At 33.8% G+C, this 14,756-nt stretch carries 20 protein-coding genes; 6 read left to right on the top strand and 14 right to left on the bottom strand.

Annotated elements, in window-relative coordinates; translation table 11 throughout:
• Positions 1–26: 26 nt before the first annotated feature.
• The 3 genes from K5V07_RS10535 to K5V07_RS10525 form a co-directional block, all read right to left on the bottom strand.
• Positions 27–980, bottom strand: coding sequence for a transketolase family protein (locus K5V07_RS10535; RefSeq protein ID WP_144892918.1), 954 nt, complete (start codon positions 978–980; stop codon positions 27–29).
• Positions 981–984: 4 nt separating this feature from the next.
• Positions 985–1,626 carry a hypothetical protein gene (locus K5V07_RS10530; RefSeq protein ID WP_221917455.1) on the bottom strand — a complete coding sequence of 214 codons (642 nt, stop codon included), beginning with the start codon at positions 1,624–1,626 and terminating at the stop codon, positions 985–987.
• A 63-nt stretch (positions 1,627–1,689) separates the two neighbouring features.
• A complete protein-coding gene (locus K5V07_RS10525; RefSeq protein WP_221917454.1) occupies positions 1,690–2,538 on the bottom strand; it encodes a transketolase in 849 nt (282 codons plus the stop codon).
• Between the two features lie 150 nt (positions 2,539–2,688).
• Between K5V07_RS10525 and K5V07_RS10520 the strand changes: the two genes are divergently transcribed.
• The 3 genes from K5V07_RS10520 (at position 2,689) to K5V07_RS10510 (ending at position 4,980) form a co-directional block, all read left to right on the top strand.
• On the top strand, positions 2,689–3,270 hold the full coding sequence (locus tag K5V07_RS10520; RefSeq protein WP_221917453.1) for a Crp/Fnr family transcriptional regulator: 582 nt from the start codon (positions 2,689–2,691) through the stop codon (positions 3,268–3,270).
• A 90-nt stretch (positions 3,271–3,360) separates the two neighbouring features.
• The gene (locus tag K5V07_RS10515) at positions 3,361–3,867 is read left to right on the top strand and encodes a hypothetical protein (RefSeq protein WP_221917452.1); all 507 of its coding nucleotides are present in this window, start codon (positions 3,361–3,363) and stop codon (positions 3,865–3,867) included.
• 18 nt (positions 3,868–3,885) lie between these two features.
• Positions 3,886–4,980, top strand: coding sequence for an alkene reductase (locus K5V07_RS10510; protein WP_221917451.1), 1,095 nt, complete (start codon positions 3,886–3,888; stop codon positions 4,978–4,980).
• A 115-nt stretch (positions 4,981–5,095) separates the two neighbouring features.
• On the opposite strand, the gene K5V07_RS10505 is transcribed toward K5V07_RS10510, so the two are convergent.
• The 4 genes from K5V07_RS10505 to K5V07_RS10490 all read right to left on the bottom strand — a co-directional run bounded on the left by K5V07_RS10505 (position 5,096) and on the right by K5V07_RS10490 (position 7,120).
• On the bottom strand, positions 5,096–5,380 hold the full coding sequence (locus tag K5V07_RS10505) for a rhodanese-like domain-containing protein (protein WP_144892909.1): 285 nt from the start codon (positions 5,378–5,380) through the stop codon (positions 5,096–5,098).
• A 135-nt stretch (positions 5,381–5,515) separates the two neighbouring features.
• The gene (gene uraH / locus K5V07_RS10500; protein WP_144892907.1) at positions 5,516–5,923 is read right to left on the bottom strand and encodes a hydroxyisourate hydrolase; all 408 of its coding nucleotides are present in this window, start codon (positions 5,921–5,923) and stop codon (positions 5,516–5,518) included.
• A 20-nt stretch (positions 5,924–5,943) separates the two neighbouring features.
• Complete coding sequence (locus K5V07_RS10495; protein WP_221917450.1) at positions 5,944–6,486, bottom strand: heme-binding protein; 543 nt, start codon at positions 6,484–6,486, stop codon at positions 5,944–5,946.
• A gap of 64 nt (positions 6,487–6,550) precedes the next feature.
• Positions 6,551–7,120, bottom strand: a complete 570-nt coding sequence (locus K5V07_RS10490; protein ID WP_221917449.1) for a Crp/Fnr family transcriptional regulator — start codon at positions 7,118–7,120, stop codon at positions 6,551–6,553.
• Positions 7,121–7,440: 320 nt separating this feature from the next.
• Between K5V07_RS10490 and K5V07_RS10485 the strand changes: the two genes are divergently transcribed.
• Together K5V07_RS10485 and K5V07_RS10480 are read left to right on the top strand one after the other, a co-directional pair.
• Positions 7,441–7,818, top strand: coding sequence for a hypothetical protein (locus tag K5V07_RS10485; RefSeq protein ID WP_221917448.1), 378 nt, complete (start codon positions 7,441–7,443; stop codon positions 7,816–7,818).
• Positions 7,819–7,978: 160 nt separating this feature from the next.
• Positions 7,979–8,821, top strand: coding sequence for an alpha/beta hydrolase (locus K5V07_RS10480; RefSeq protein ID WP_370632477.1), 843 nt, complete (start codon positions 7,979–7,981; stop codon positions 8,819–8,821).
• Between the two features lie 67 nt (positions 8,822–8,888).
• Here K5V07_RS10480 and K5V07_RS10475 read toward each other — a convergent pair whose 3' ends face one another.
• Positions 8,889–9,044, bottom strand: a complete 156-nt coding sequence (locus K5V07_RS10475; protein ID WP_221917447.1) for a hypothetical protein — start codon at positions 9,042–9,044, stop codon at positions 8,889–8,891.
• A 321-nt stretch (positions 9,045–9,365) separates the two neighbouring features.
• Here K5V07_RS10475 and prfA point away from each other — a divergent pair, with 321 nt between their 5' ends.
• Positions 9,366–10,442, top strand: coding sequence for a peptide chain release factor 1 (prfA, locus tag K5V07_RS10470; protein ID WP_158728148.1), 1,077 nt, complete (start codon positions 9,366–9,368; stop codon positions 10,440–10,442).
• 176 nt (positions 10,443–10,618) lie between these two features.
• Here the strand turns inward: prfA and K5V07_RS10465 are convergent, their stop codons facing one another.
• The 6 genes from K5V07_RS10465 to K5V07_RS10440 form a co-directional block, all read right to left on the bottom strand.
• The gene (locus tag K5V07_RS10465) at positions 10,619–10,915 is read right to left on the bottom strand and encodes a hypothetical protein (RefSeq protein ID WP_221917446.1); all 297 of its coding nucleotides are present in this window, start codon (positions 10,913–10,915) and stop codon (positions 10,619–10,621) included.
• A 227-nt stretch (positions 10,916–11,142) separates the two neighbouring features.
• Positions 11,143–11,436, bottom strand: coding sequence for a YtxH domain-containing protein (locus K5V07_RS10460; RefSeq protein ID WP_221917445.1), 294 nt, complete (start codon positions 11,434–11,436; stop codon positions 11,143–11,145).
• A gap of 22 nt (positions 11,437–11,458) precedes the next feature.
• Positions 11,459–11,602, bottom strand: a complete 144-nt coding sequence (locus K5V07_RS10455) for a lmo0937 family membrane protein (RefSeq protein ID WP_144892894.1) — start codon at positions 11,600–11,602, stop codon at positions 11,459–11,461.
• Between the two features lie 15 nt (positions 11,603–11,617).
• The gene (locus K5V07_RS10450; RefSeq protein ID WP_221917444.1) at positions 11,618–12,256 is read right to left on the bottom strand and encodes a porin family protein; all 639 of its coding nucleotides are present in this window, start codon (positions 12,254–12,256) and stop codon (positions 11,618–11,620) included.
• A 252-nt stretch (positions 12,257–12,508) separates the two neighbouring features.
• Entirely contained in the window at positions 12,509–14,173 is a 1,665-nt protein-coding gene (locus tag K5V07_RS10445) for a CHASE3 domain-containing protein (protein ID WP_221917443.1), read from the bottom strand.
• A 133-nt stretch (positions 14,174–14,306) separates the two neighbouring features.
• Positions 14,307–14,753, bottom strand: coding sequence for a response regulator (locus K5V07_RS10440; RefSeq protein WP_144892888.1), 447 nt, complete (start codon positions 14,751–14,753; stop codon positions 14,307–14,309).
• Between the last annotated feature and the right edge of the window lie 3 nt (positions 14,754–14,756).

The raw sequence follows: 14,756 nt of genomic DNA, 5'->3' as shown, positions 1-14,756 counted from the left end.
TTTTTTTATGGAATAAATCGAAAAGATTATTTTCTTTTCATTACTCTTTCTACTGCTTCCACAATAGCTAAGTCGTTCAGTTTGTATTTCTCCATTAATTGTTCTGGAGTTCCTGATTCACCAAAACTGTCATTTACCGCAACAAATTCTTGTGGAGCAGGACTGTTTAAGGCTAACACTCTTGAAACGCTTTCGCCAAGACCACCTAAAATGTTATGCTCTTCAGCGGTAACAATACATTTGGTTTTTGCCAATGATTTCAATATCGCTTCTTCATCTAATGGTTTGATCGTGTGGATATTGATTACTTCAGCAGAGATTCCTTGTTGTTCTAAGGTTTCAGCAGCTTGTAAAGCTTCCCAAACTAAATGTCCGGTAGCTATAATTGTAACATCAGATCCCTCCGTTAAAACAATGGCTTTCCCAATTTCGAACGGTTCGTCAGCAGGCATAAAGTTAGGCACAACTGGACGACCAAAACGCAAATATGCAGGTCCGTTATGATCTGCTAAAGCTAAAGTAGCCGCTTTGGTTTGGTTGTAATCACAAGTGTTAATTACAGTCATTCCTGGAAGCATTTTCATTAATCCGATATCTTCAAGGATTTGGTGTGTTGCACCATCTTCTCCTAAAGTTAATCCAGCGTGAGAAGCACAAATTTTTACATTTTTCTCAGAGTATGCTACTGATTGACGAATTTGATCGTACACTCTTCCTGTAGAAAAGTTAGCAAAAGTTCCAGTAAAAGGGATTTTTCCTCCTATAGTTAACCCTGCCGCAATACCGATCATGTTCGCTTCCGCAATTCCAATTTGGAAAAAACGCTCTGGATGGTTTTTCTTAAAATCGTCAAATTTTAGAGAACCTATTAAATCGGCACAAAGTGCTACCACATTTTCGTTTTTTTGACCTAGTTCAGTCATTCCCGCTCCAAAACCTGAGCGCGTATCTTTACTTCCTGTGTTTGTATATTTTTTCATTTTCTTAATTTCTTACTTTAATGTCTTTTTTATTTAATGATAAAAGAACATTAACTTCTTTGTTTTGAATCAATTCGATTTTAGTTTTATTCCCATTGAAATAATCTATTTCAACAATAATAGGTAAATAATTTTCAGGTAATTCTATCTTTTGGCAATAAATAAAATGATAGAAAAACGGTTTCATTATTAGTGAAAAAACTGGTATTCCGGATTTAATCGCTTTAATATTCGAACTTTGAATAGGTTTTCTCTTTTTACTATCTTTGAATTTCAGAACAGCAAAATTACTTGATGTGCTATCTAGCTGTTTTTCTTTTACTTCAATTATATTGTTTTTATCATAACATGGAACCTTGCTTGGTTTTTCAATAGAGGAGTCGAGATAATCAAATTGAACAGCGTTTATACGATTCACTAATGAAAAAAGGTGCCTGTTATTATTCTTAGAATCAAAAACACTTCCTTTAATTTCATTTGCAAAACTACTTCCAAAAAAATGATATGAACTGTTTTTAGAGTTGATCATAAAAATGGAGGTCCGACCCATATTGTCTTTGTATTCAATAAATCTATCAAATGTAAACGATTGACAAAGCACGTTTTGATAAATGAGAATTACGATAATCAAGATGATTCTTTTCATTGTCCTATTTTGATTTTTTATCTCTAATCTACTGAATACTAATTTCTGGCAACTGAACGTTTTTTAATAATCACCTAAAGTTTCTGGATTTTGCCCCAAAGCAATTTCTAGTTGCGTATCATTTGGCGCTTTACCGTGCCATGCATGACTGTACATCATGAAATCTACACCGTTACCCATTTCTGTATGCAACAATACGCAAACTGGTTTTCCTTTTCCAGTTCTTGATTTGGCATCGTTCATACCAGCAATAATAGCTTCGATATCGTTTCCTTTTTCGATTTCTAAAACATCCCAGTCAAAAGCTTCAAATTTAGCACGGATACTTCCCATAGCTAAAACTTCGTCAGTTGAACCATCAATTTGTTTTCCGTTTAAATCGATCGTTGCGATAAGATTGTCCACTTTTTTGGCAGACGCGTACATAATGGCTTCCCAGTTTTGACCTTCTTGTAATTCACCATCACCGTGAAGGGTGTAGATGATTTTATTGTCTCCATTCAATTTTTTGGCTTGTGCAGCTCCAATCCCTACAGATAAACCTTGACCTAAAGAACCAGATGCAATACGAACACCAGGAAGATGGTCGTGTGTAGTTGGGTGACCTTGTAATCTGGAGTTGATCAAACGGAAAGTCGCTAATTCAGCAACTGGAAAATAACCGCTTCGTGCCAAAACACTGTACAATACAGGTGAAATATGACCATTTGATAGAAAGAAAAGATCTTCACCTATTCCGTCCATTTCAAAACCTTCTTTGCGATCCATTATATTTTGATACAATACGACAAGAAATTCAGCACAACCTAAAGAACCACCTGGGTGTCCTGAGTTGACTGCGTGTACCATTCGAAGAATATCTCTTCTAACTTGGATTGTTAAATCCTTTAATTGTTGTGTGTTTGGTTTCATTTGTGTGTTAAATTAGACTCGGCAAATATAATCAGATAATTTGATTAATATCAGGTTCCATTTTTAGATTTATCATTAGTTATGAAGGGTAGTGCTGTTTTATTGACAAGATTTTTTTAGTATTATTTCGGTATTTACTATCTTGCCACTATGTTTGACCAATTGTTTAAGAGCTTTCAAGAAAAAGTGATGCTAACTCCAGCCGAAATGGAGTTGTGTAAAACGTTTTTTATTCCAAAAAAGTTACGCAAAAAACAAGTTTTGTTGCAAGAGGGAGACGTATGTATCTACAATGCTTTTGTTGAAAAAGGAATTCTTCGCTCTTATTTTTTGGATGAAAAAGGAAACGAACATACGGTTCAATTTGCAATCGAAGGGTGGTGGATTACAGATTTGTCTAGTTTTCTCACAAACAGTCATTCCATATATACCATTGAAGCCCTTGAGGATTCGGAACTACTGTTGTTAACCACGGAGGCCAGAGAAGCCTTGATGGATCAAATCCCCATGTTTGAGCGTTACCAACGCTTACTTTTGCAAAACGCGTACATTGCCAATCAAGCCAGAATCAATTCTACATTAACTGAAACTGCCGAAGAAAAATATATTAAATTAGGGAAAGCCTATCCAGGAATTGTACAACGTGTACCCCAACACATGCTGGCTTCGTACCTTGGATTTACTGCTGAAACCCTTAGTAGAATTCGAAAACACTTGCGCGAAAAGGAATAAATAATTGATCTACATCAATAGAATTTCTTGCGCTACATCAAGGAATACTGCTTTTATACTGCCGTAAATTTGTACTGTAGATAAAAAACAATGTCACCAAGAAAAATAGTTGCAGTATTAGGATTGTCAGAAACCCATAGTGTTTTTGTGGCCAAGCAAATTGCCAAAACAAATACTGTTTTGCTGTTTGATTATAATGCTGCGATGTTGAACAGCGTTTTTTCTGAAATTCAGACAGCACATCCCAATGCCAATGTAGAAATGATGATTTGTCCCACTAACGCCAGTTGGGAGGCTGATGTAATTGTACTTTCAAATGATGCGGTTATTGATGGTAATGGTATCAATAAAATTAAAAATGTAGCTACTGGAAAGTTGGTTCTTTTTTTTGAAAATGCTTTTAGTAGTGATTTTGAAAGCCATTCTTCTGAAAGAATTCAAGCTTTATTTCCATTTTCGAAAGTCGTGCATATTTGCGAATCAAAAGCTATTCCAAGCGATTCTTTTGACATAAGCGGAAATAATCAGGAAGCCGTGCAGACTGTTTTGAAGCTACTCACAAGCATTGGATTGAAAGCCAGTGCACAAAAAAATTAAACTAAATAAACAAATCAAATGAGTAAATCAATTTTATTTCAGCCCTACACTTTAGGAAATAGTGTTTTAAAAAATCGAATGGTGATGGCGCCTATGACTCGTAGTCGTTCTAATAACGAAGGAAACGTTCCTACAGCACTTACGTCAGAATATTATGCACAAAGAGCAACCGCAGGTTTAATTGTATCTGAGGGAACCTTTGTGAGTACAAAAGCAGTGGGTTTTATCAATGTACCTGGAATTTACAGTGAAGCGCAAACCGAAGGGTGGAAGCTGGTTACAAAAGCCGTACACGAAAAAGGAGGGACGATATTTGCACAATTGTGGCATACGGGTCGATTGTCGCATCCTGATTTACATAATGGTGAATTGCCTCACGCTCCGTCAGCGTTGAATCCTTTCGCGAAAGCGTACACCAATGATGGTTTTGTAGATACGGTTGTGCCAAAAGAAATGACAATTGAAGATATCAAACAAACAGTTTTAGATTTTAAAAACGGAGCAAAAAATGCTATTGCTGCAGGATTTGATGGCGTTGAATTGCATGCTGCGAACGGGTATTTGTTGCAACAGTTTTTTAACGGTTATTCGAATCATCGTACCGATGAATACGGTGGACCTATTGAAAACAAATCCCGAATCCTTTTTGAGATTTTAGATGCTTTGAAAGAAGTTATCGATTTCTCAAAAGTTGGAGTTCGACTGAATCCTTCCTTGCACAATGCCCAGGGAATGATGCTTGATGAAGAAACAATTCCAACCTACGAATACATTATTAACAAACTGAATGATTATGGTTTGGCGTATATTCATTTAACGGAGCCTTTTACTGATGTATCTGAAGTACCTTTTGCAGTAACTGAAGTAGCTAAGCATTTTAGACCTTTTTACAAAGGAACTTTGATTATCAATAAAGGTTTCAATAAGGAAACAGGTATTAAAGTGCTTGAAGATGGAGATGCTGATTTGGTAGCTTATGGTGTTCCTTTTATTGCCAATCCTGATTTGGTAGCGCGTTATGAAACGGATGCTCCTTTGAACACTCCAGACCAAAGTACATTTTACACCGATACAGTAAAAGGATATACCGATTATCCAGCTTTGAAGGACTAAGTCCTTTTATACTTCAAAAATTTGATTGAGACGATTCAATATAGTACAAGAAAGCCCGCAAGTAGCGGGCTTTTGCATTGTATAATTTTATAGAAGGTAATGATCTTCTTAGTAATTACTCAGCTTGTGCTTGTAAAAAATTTACATCCAGCCAAGAACCGCCGTTATAACATTCGATTCCGTGCGCAGTCAGTAATACCTGTGCTTGACCGCTTCTATTACCAGAAGCACAAAATAGTACTAATGGAGTTGTGAGTTCTTGAATTTCCTGCATTCTGTGTGGTATTTCTTGGAGCGGAATATTTAAAGATCCTGCAACATGACCTCCAGTAAATTCTGCGTAAGAGCGCACATCAATTAGGGTTCCTCTTTTTTCTTTTATAATTTGAGCTATTTCCATTGGGATTATTTTTGTTTCGAATCTAGATTTTATTGATACAAAAATAAAGCTTTATAGGTAACACTTTATGCAGAAAGAAAAGTAGCGTTTGAAATTTCTAAATACTACTAAAGATATAATTCCTGCTTCTTACAATTAGTTGCCACGATATGTGGAATAACCAAAGCTAGAAAGTGTGATAGGAACGTGATAATGGTTTGCATCTTTGATTTGGAATACTACTTCAATAAAAGGATAAAAACTTGCTGTTTTTTTAGTTTTAAAATAATCGTCAACTAAAAAACGAAGTTTATAGATTCCGTTGTTGCTTTCTTTGTTCGGTAAGAAATCGGTAATACGTCCGTTTTTATCTGTAATTTTATCAGTGACATATGACCAAACTTTTGTAGGTTCATCGTATTTTTCTAATACCACAGGAACACCTACTGCGGGATTTCCTGTTGAAATATCTAAGATGTGACTAGATAGTTGATAGGTGTTATTTTGTGCGTAAGATGTAGTTGCTGCAACTAGAAATAGAAAACTAAAAAGTAAATTTTTCATTTTTTTTATTTTTATGTGAATTAATATGTAGTGATTTGAGCACTTGGTAGAGCCCCTGATTTAGCTATAAAATCGTCATTTTCTGGACTTCCTCCGCCGGCAATTCCGATGCTTCCTATGACTTGCCCGTTGTGCCATAGCGGATAGCCGCCTGCCAATAATAATAGTTCAGGAAGTGTTGCTAAATTTTGCGTATCGGGATTGTTTCGGGCATTTCTAGAAAGTAATAATGTGGGTGTTTTAGTTGATAATGCTGTGTACGCTTTTCGTCTTGCGGCTTCAGTATTGTGTGGGCCAACCTCTTCACCTCGAGTTATCATCAATATTTCTCCTGAATTGTCAAGGATAGCAATAGTGACATTTTTTTGTAAACCTGTAGCAGCTGTTCTTGCATTTTCAGTAATAGCAACGGCCGCTTTAAGTGTTAATTGTGTAACTGTTTTAGTGAACTGTTGTTCCTGCTGCAAAGGCAGTTGGTTACTCGCAGGGTTAGTTGGCGATTTATTTTGTGCTGCTGCAAATATTGGGATTAGCAGTGCATATAAAAAAGCGGTTGTTTTCATAATTAATTTTTTGTCAAAATTAAAAATGAGAAGCGTTATAAAGATTGTCCTATGTCAACGTTTTTTAAAGTTTGGATTTAATGCGGCTTAAGGTTGATGGCGTAATCCCTAAATAGGAGGCGGCCATTTTATTGGACACACGTAGCAAAAACTGAGGTTGATTAGCAATAATCCATTGCACTTTTTCTAAAGCATTAAATCCTTGAAAGCCATAGATTCGTTTTTGAGCAGTTATGAAACCCAACTCTAGAATTTCTCTGTAAATCATTGCAAAAGCAGGGATGGTGTCCACTAATTGATAAAAATCAGCTCTAGAAATAACAAGTAGATCCGATTTTTCTATGGTTTGTAAGTACTCAAAAGTTGGTCTTTGATCAATAAAACTAGGCAATGCCGTTCCAAAACTTCCTTCAAAAGCAAAAAAGCGAGAGGTTTCTATTCCCTCTTTATTGATGGTAAAAAGGCGAATGCATCCTTTGTTTACAAAATAATAGTTTTGGCAAATTTCGTCGTAGCGTACTAAAATTTCATTTCGGTTTGTTTTTAAAGCAGAAAAACGGGAACAAATGAAATTCAATTGTTCTTTTTCTATTGCAGCTCTGCTTTGGATATACCGTATTAATGAGTCGTACATCGTACAATTAGTAGTTTTTAATTAAGTAGTAAAGATACAAACAATTCCCGTTTTTGTAAAGTCTTGTTAGTAGCCGTGCTACAGAAATACATTTGAAGATATGGTATTTTATTTGACAGCTAATTAACGACTTTGCTGTTTTAAAATTGAATTTTTTAGAACTGTTTATATGAACTAAGAATTTGGACTTCAATATTTAGAGAGTATAAGACTTTGTTAAATACAACTTTATTAAAAATAGATAGGCTACCTTTATAAGAATGCTAATAATCAGCAAAATACAGCTGATGCAAAAGGTGTTATAACTTAAACAAATAATCATGTCACAGAACAACAAAAAGCAATTTGGAGTGTGGATGGATTCCCATCACGCTACCATTGTAGGAAGAGAAAATGTAGATTCCGGAGATTTTTTAGTACTAGGTCATAAAACCGTTGACGGACAAGGCTACAATACCAGTGAAAATGCCGCTAACAATGCTGAGAGAGATCAGCTGAGAAAACTTTTTAAAAGTATTACTGCTCACATGCAAAACGTAGATGAATTGCACGTAACAGGAACAGGAACTGCTCAGGAGCAATTTATAAATTATTTGAGTGAAATACCTCAGTACAAAAATGTAGTAGCTACTGAAAGTACTTCGAATAAAATGACAGATCAAAGTTTAGTTGAGTACGTGACAACGCAGTTCAATTAATTTAAAAGCTTCTTAAAAACGGTTTGTATGCTTGATATGGACCGTTTTTTTTGGATTTTAATCTACCGAAAGGGAAAATGACTCTGAATTTAAAGCCCTATTTTAAAGACTTGGTAATGGATACGTTTTTTTTAAATAGTATATTCGTAAAAAAAAATACATGATGCGTTTATTTAAAATTCCTACTGTTTTAATATCGGTTTTTGTGATAACGAGTTGTGCCTCCAAAAAGACTACTAATATTGTTTACCAACCAACTACGGTTGAAAATACTGGCATTACGCCAAAGTTAAATATTTTTGTTCCTCGAAAAGTGAATAAAGCAGGCGCTAAAGTTTTGATTTTTGTGCATGGTGGAAACTGGAATAGCGGGCGTAAGGAAACTTATAATGTATTAGGTCGTAATTTTGCTCGAAGGGGAATTATTGCTGTTATACCAGATTATAGCTTGAGTCCTACGGTAAATTACGATGTTATGGCGCAACAAATTGCAACTGTTATTGAATGGACTAAAAAGAATATTGGTCAATATAACGGCAATACAAACCAAATTTTTATAACTGGACATTCTGCAGGCGGACATCTCGGTGCCTTGGCGGTGATGAACCCAAAATACGGAGTACAACCTACGAGTGTCGCCGGAATTATTTTAAATGATGCGGCTGGACTCGATATGAAAAACTATCTCGAAAAATATCCTCCAACCAATCAAGACGATTATTTGGCAACCTGGACTGCCGATCCTGCACAATGGAAAGCAGCTTCGCCAATTTACTATGTCAATGCTCAAACGCCACCGGTTTTATTGTATGTGGGCACAAAAACCTATCCCTCTATTATTGAAGGAAGCCAACGCTTTGAGAAAGCTATTAAAGCTTTTCAACCTGAAGTGCAAACGATTCGGTTGAACAAAAAGCACGTTCCTATGGTGGTGCAATTTTTTAAACCTTGGAGTGCCAGATTTGATGAAATAATTGGTTTTATGAATGATAATTCAAAATAGCGTTTTCAACATAGTTTGATAAATGCTCCTTGTGGTATTGGTGTGTCATTTTCATACTAATTTGCTTTTAGGACATCCATTTTCCAAATGTTTCACTTACTTTTTCTTTGGTAATTGGTTTGGGTATATAATTTACCAGTCTTATTTCAAGATATTTATCTTTGTCTCCAGACATCTTCTTTGAAGTTTGTGCAATTATTTTGGGTTTGGAGGTAGGTACCATTTTGGCGGCCTTTTATCTAATTAGTTGAGGTTTCTAGTCTATTTTTTGGACTTAGTACCTGAAAGAATATCTTTAAGAATCACTTTCAAATACAGAGACCACAGATTTTAAATTGAATTTTTTCTTTAGATAAAAAAATCAATCAAGCCTGAACTTCCACATGTTGCATCTATTAATTAAAACTAAGAATATTGTAATAAAAAAAGGAATTTAATTTTATGTGAATTCTATTGTAAGTTACTCCATTTGAATCTCAATGATTCATCTTGCAAACTGAATACTTTTTTCGTATTTTTGCACTCCAATAAAAGGATTTATAAAATGTTAGATAGACTTCAAATAGTAAAACAACGTTTTGATGAGATTTCAGATTTGATCATTCAACCTGATGTAATATCAGATCAAAAACGTTATGTGCAATTGAATCAAGAGTACAAAAGCTTAAAAGCCCTTGCTGAGAAACGAGATGAATACGTTCTTATCATGGCAAACATAGAAGAAGCTAATGAAATTATAGCTGATAATAGTGATGCTGACATGACCGAAATGGCCAAAATGCAACTTGATGAAGCTAAAGAGCGTTTGCCACTACTTGAAGAGGAAATAAAATTCATGTTAATTCCTAAAGACCCAGAAGATGCCAAGAATGTTATGGTTGAAATTCGTGCCGGAACCGGTGGGGATGAGGCTAGTATTTTTGCAGGAGATTTATTCAGGATGTACACAAAATATTGTGAAAATCAAGGATGGCGTACTTCAGTAGTAGATATGAATGAAGGAACATCTGGTGGTTTTAAAGAGGTGATTTTTGAAGTTACAGGTGAAGATGTTTACGGAACTTTAAAATTTGAAGCCGGTGTTCACCGAGTGCAAAGGGTTCCACAAACGGAAACTCAAGGACGTGTACATACCTCTGCTGCTACAGTAATGGTTTTGCCAGAGGCTGAAGAATTTGATGTACAAATTGATATGAACGATGTACGCGTTGATTTCTTTTGTTCCTCAGGACCAGGTGGACAATCTGTAAATACTACAAAATCTGCAGTGCGATTAACGCATATTCCTACAGGATTAGTGGCTCAATGTCAAGATCAAAAATCACAACACAAAAATAAAGATAAAGCTTTTGGTGTACTAAGATCTCGTTTATACGAACAAGAATTAGCTAAAAAACAAGCCGAAGATGCAACAAAACGTACTTCTCAGGTTAGTTCTGGAGATAGATCGGCTAAGATACGTACCTATAACTATGCCCAAGGACGTGTTACGGATCACCGTGTAGGATTAACACTTTATGATCTTGGAAATATTATGAATGGTGACATTCAAAAAATTGTTGATGAACTTGCATTAGTTAACAATATGGAGAAATTAAAAGAAGCTAGCGAGGTTTTTTAAAATAAGATCTATAAAAGTCAAAAAAGACCTTACTAATAGCTAGTAAGGTCTTTTTTTATAGGTGTCAAATTATATTTAAAAAGAGTTAACTCCAAAAACAGAATTTTAGAATTAATAGAAAAACTAGTAAACTCAAATAAATTTGTGTTTAAGTACATCAATGTATTTTTACTTTTCTAGTCTAGGTAATGATTAATATCTGGGTCAGCATAACCTTTAAAAACTGCTTTTCTATAAATTTCAAACTTATCAGTAGCCGAATCTATCTTGCCTTCAAATTCAGATGCGCCTTCGGAACTATCTATTCTCAGATTCAATGTATTTAATTTTTTCTCAAAATCTTTTTCAATAGTTTTCCAATTTTTTTGAGCTTCTTCCTTTTTATATTCCGTTACCGAATCAACAAAATGGATATAATCATTCGTTGCAATTTCAATTCTTTTTTCACTTTTAGTCTGACACGAAATACTCATTATTAATACAAGTAACAAGTAGAAGTGTTTCTTTAAATTTTTCATTGGGGGTATTATTAAATCTTATCTTTAAGTTGCATTTTTAGGTGAATTCTGGGGTTGTTTATTGTAGAGACGTAATGTTGTTTTGCAAAATGTAATTTTTTTAGCTATAATTGTTATCTCCATACTATAAACGACAAAATCACACTGCTTTTCAACAGTGTGACGCTATCCGATTATTAAAATTATTTGACTCTGTTTATATCGACTAAGTGGTCAAAATTTGGCTTTTCGTCAGTATTATTTTGTGTCAATACACTCAATATATTTTGAGTTTCAGATTTTAGGGTATCCATAGTTTGGGATATTTTTTCTCCCAATTGGCTAGAAGAATCAGTAATCAAATTTTTGAGATCACTTCCGTTATCTGCTATTTTTTTTCTGGTTTCGCTTCCTTTTGCAGGGGCAAATAAGATACCTATTACTGTTCCAACTGCTAATCCAGCTAGTATTCCTAATGCTACTTCACTATTTTTCATGATGGTGTTTTTATAATTTATATTATCCTTTAATAACTTTTAATAGTATTGCGATCACGGCAATAATCAATAAAAAATGAATCATACTGCCCATATTGTATACAAAAAAACCTAAAGCCCATAGTACCACAAAAAGTACAGCTGCTATATATAAGATGTTTTTCATAATGATCAGTTGAAATTAAAATTTTATGGCTGCATAAATACTCAATACACTGTTTTTAGAGTCAGGGAAGTTGTATGTTACCCCTCCAGAGGTGCGTTCTTTACCCACTGTGCTTAAACCGTAATTGTATCTGGCGCCAATGCCAAAATTGTCAAAATCAAATCCGATACCTGCGGCCAACCCATAATCAAACGTGTTTAGATCTTCTTTATCTATATCTTGTTCAAAGTTGAAAGTATTATTTGCAGTTTCATTCGTAATTTTTGAGTCCACTAAAAAAGCGGCATATGGTCCAAAATGGACATTGAAATTTTTAGTCAAATTTGCCTTTATCAAAACTGGAATTTCAATGTAATTCAATCTAAACTTCCCTGTTCCAGAGGCAAAAAAAGTATCGTATTGTAGCTCAGCACCTTTTGTAGTGTAATTTATTTCTGGTTGAATAGCCAAACTAGAACTTATAGGTAATTGAGCAAATAAACCGATATTAAATCCAGTTAAAAGATTGTTGTCATCTACATCCTCAGTGTATAAGTTAGACATATTCAAACCTCCTTTTATTCCTATCGATGCATTATTTTCTTGTGCTTGCAAAGTACTTGTAGCTCCCATTGCAAATACTACTAATGTGAAAATTTTATTTAATTTTTTCATTGTCACTGATTTTTAAAGTTATTTTTCGTTTACAAAGATGCGAAGACCTTACACAAACTATGTTATATTACTTTTCAGAATTGTTACAGAATTTTTATGTTGAGACCTTGGAATAGTATAATTCTATAAATTGAAAGGTTACACTGTTGTTGAAATACCCTTTTTGAAAAAATAAATAACAAAGATTTTTAGGCATAAAAAAAGGTCGTTCTTTAAAAAAAAAACGACCTTTTATTCAGTTTTCAAATGTATTTATGACACGACAGGAAAGTAAACTGTAAACCTAGCTCCTTCATTTACAATTGCATTTGCGATAATAAAGCCGCGATGATTTTCAACAATTTTTTTACAAATGGCTAAGCCAATACCAGTTCCTGAATATTCATTTTTATTATGCAATCTATTGAAGAGAATAAAAATTTTAGTAGCATATTCTTGATCAAAACCTATACCATTGTCTTGAATTACTATTTTGTAATACAAATCAGAACCTATAATAGTATCAGGAATATTTTCTTCATTCTCAGCAGTGCAAGTAGTAGCGGTAATTTTTATTTCAACTGCACTATTTTCTTTGCTATATTTCAGAGAATTGCTAATGAGATTGGTGAATAATTGTTGTATTTGAAAAGGTATTGCATCAAATGTAGGCAATACATCACTTGTTATAAGCGCTTTTTTATCCTCTATAGTTGGTGCTAATTCTTGTAAAACATGAGAAAGCACTGTATTTAAATCTGTTTTTTCAAATATTTTTTCACCCTTATTGGTTCTAGAAAACTGTAATAAATCATCTATAAGCACACGCATTCTTTTTGCAGACGATTGTATACTAGATACATATTGCTGTCCAGATTGGGATAAATTAGAATAATCTTTGCTCACTAATCGAGATAAAAAAGTTTCTATTTTTCGTAACGGTTCTTGTAAATCATGACTTGCAATATAATTAAAAGCCATAAGTTCTTTATTGCTGCTTTCTAAGTCTCTATTCCGAAGCTCTATCATTTGTTTGGCTTCTACTTCGGCAGTAACATCACTGGTTGTACCTATGTATGTACGCTCACCGCTTGATACGTTAACAACTCTACCTAATGCTCTAAAATATCTTATTTCACCATCTTTGCGAATGATTCTATAGGTAAATGGAGCTAGATTAACTTCAGATTGGATATTAATAGAATTCTCCCGAACATAGTTTACATCATCAGGATGAACAAATTTATAAAAAGACTCACTACTTGCAATAAATGATTGCGGTTCACAACCTAATAAACGGTATTCATTGTCAGAAAAAGTAAAAGTTTGTTTGTCAAGATTGTATTGCCAGCTACCAAACCCCCCTACAATTTCAGCTAAATTGCTAGCTTCATTAGCAACGGTTAAAGTATTGATAGTTTTTTTTAACAAGACTAAATCTCTATTCATTTTTATAAAAGCTATTGTAATGAGTAATAGTGTTACAATAAGCGTTAAATAAATTAACAATGGCGTATAATTCATGGTCGAAATATACTCTTGCTGTCTGTAGTTTAATAAAACCTTTTCAGTAATCATCATTTCCTCTATCTTAGAGCGAATAGAATCCATAGTTTTTCTACCAATGACTAAATTTTTAGCTAGTTCATTTTTGTCATAATTTTTATCTTTTGTCAAATAAATAGATTTGGATAAATAATTTTGCCTTTTGTTGATGTAGAAAAGTAGTTTCTTTAAGTTGGCTTGTTGGGCTCTACTATTTTCAGTGAGTTTAGAAACTTTATTGAAGGATTTCTTGACAGCGTTTTTAGATTCTAAATAGGGCTTTAGAAAAGTTTCATCTTTAGTCAATAAATACCCTCTTTGTCCTGTTTCAGCATCTTTTACAAATGAAATTAAGCGTTCCAGTTCGGTATTAACATCGTGGCTTTTACTCACAAAGTCAGACGATTTTTTTAAAACCGTTATGTGTTTAAAAGTAACTCCACCGATAAAAAATATTATTGCAATTGAAATAATAAAAATTATTTTGAGAAAAAGAGGTGATTTATGTAATTGAATATACCTCATATTACATTCTCATTAAAAAATTATCTTTATTTAAACCTGAGGTATGATACTGCCAGTTAAGAGTGACAACCTCTGAAAGGATTTTTTTTAGTCTCTCAAAATCATTTGGTTTTTTAATATAAATGTTAGCGCCATTGATAAAGGTAAGCTCAATATCCTCTTCAGATGATGAAGTAGAATAAATAGCAACAGCGATATCATTGAATTTTTCATCCTTTTTTATTTCGAGTAAACACTCTTGGCCATTTTTTTTGGGCATGTTCAAATCTAGAAACAAAACATTAGGTAAAATAGAATCGGGATGGTGTAAAAAATCCATTAACTCTACACCGTCATTAAAGGTGCTTACTTTAGTGTTTATTTTTAATTCATCAAACGCATCAGTAAAAAACAATCTATCGTCTTCATCATCATCTGCAAGGCAAATATTTATAAAATCTGTGTTCATATT

Source organism: Flavobacterium sp. CHNK8, from assembly GCF_019774515.1.
Taxonomy (GTDB): Bacteria; Bacteroidota; Bacteroidia; order Flavobacteriales; family Flavobacteriaceae; genus Flavobacterium; species Flavobacterium tiangeerense.
The sequence above is the reverse complement of the archived record's forward strand: the minus strand, read 5'-3'. Positions and strand labels throughout refer to the sequence as shown.

What these genes read in the sequence shown, in the direction of transcription:
- K5V07_RS10535 (WP_144892918.1), bottom strand. Translation starts at nt 980, where the DNA reads ATGAAAAAATATACAAACACAGGAAGTAAAGATACGCGCTCAGGTTTT.
- K5V07_RS10530 (WP_221917455.1), bottom strand. Translation starts at nt 1,626, where the DNA reads ATGAAAAGAATCATCTTGATTATCGTAATTCTCATTTATCAAAACGTG.
- K5V07_RS10525 (WP_221917454.1), bottom strand. Translation starts at nt 2,538, where the DNA reads ATGAAACCAAACACACAACAATTAAAGGATTTAACAATCCAAGTTAGA.
- K5V07_RS10520 (WP_221917453.1), top strand. Translation starts at nt 2,689, where the DNA reads ATGTTTGACCAATTGTTTAAGAGCTTTCAAGAAAAAGTGATGCTAACT.
- K5V07_RS10515 (WP_221917452.1), top strand. Translation starts at nt 3,361, where the DNA reads ATGTCACCAAGAAAAATAGTTGCAGTATTAGGATTGTCAGAAACCCAT.
- K5V07_RS10510 (WP_221917451.1), top strand. Translation starts at nt 3,886, where the DNA reads ATGAGTAAATCAATTTTATTTCAGCCCTACACTTTAGGAAATAGTGTT.
- K5V07_RS10505 (WP_144892909.1), bottom strand. Translation starts at nt 5,380, where the DNA reads ATGGAAATAGCTCAAATTATAAAAGAAAAAAGAGGAACCCTAATTGAT.
- uraH (WP_144892907.1), bottom strand. Translation starts at nt 5,923, where the DNA reads ATGAAAAATTTACTTTTTAGTTTTCTATTTCTAGTTGCAGCAACTACA.
- K5V07_RS10495 (WP_221917450.1), bottom strand. Translation starts at nt 6,486, where the DNA reads ATGAAAACAACCGCTTTTTTATATGCACTGCTAATCCCAATATTTGCA.
- K5V07_RS10490 (WP_221917449.1), bottom strand. Translation starts at nt 7,120, where the DNA reads ATGTACGACTCATTAATACGGTATATCCAAAGCAGAGCTGCAATAGAA.
- K5V07_RS10485 (WP_221917448.1), top strand. Translation starts at nt 7,441, where the DNA reads ATGTCACAGAACAACAAAAAGCAATTTGGAGTGTGGATGGATTCCCAT.
- K5V07_RS10480 (WP_370632477.1), top strand. Translation starts at nt 7,979, where the DNA reads ATGATGCGTTTATTTAAAATTCCTACTGTTTTAATATCGGTTTTTGTG.
- K5V07_RS10475 (WP_221917447.1), bottom strand. Translation starts at nt 9,044, where the DNA reads ATGGTACCTACCTCCAAACCCAAAATAATTGCACAAACTTCAAAGAAG.
- prfA (WP_158728148.1), top strand. Translation starts at nt 9,366, where the DNA reads ATGTTAGATAGACTTCAAATAGTAAAACAACGTTTTGATGAGATTTCA.
- K5V07_RS10465 (WP_221917446.1), bottom strand. Translation starts at nt 10,915, where the DNA reads ATGAGTATTTCGTGTCAGACTAAAAGTGAAAAAAGAATTGAAATTGCA.
- K5V07_RS10460 (WP_221917445.1), bottom strand. Translation starts at nt 11,436, where the DNA reads ATGAAAAATAGTGAAGTAGCATTAGGAATACTAGCTGGATTAGCAGTT.
- K5V07_RS10455 (WP_144892894.1), bottom strand. Translation starts at nt 11,602, where the DNA reads ATGAAAAACATCTTATATATAGCAGCTGTACTTTTTGTGGTACTATGG.
- K5V07_RS10450 (WP_221917444.1), bottom strand. Translation starts at nt 12,256, where the DNA reads ATGAAAAAATTAAATAAAATTTTCACATTAGTAGTATTTGCAATGGGA.
- K5V07_RS10440 (WP_144892888.1), bottom strand. Translation starts at nt 14,753, where the DNA reads ATGAACACAGATTTTATAAATATTTGCCTTGCAGATGATGATGAAGAC.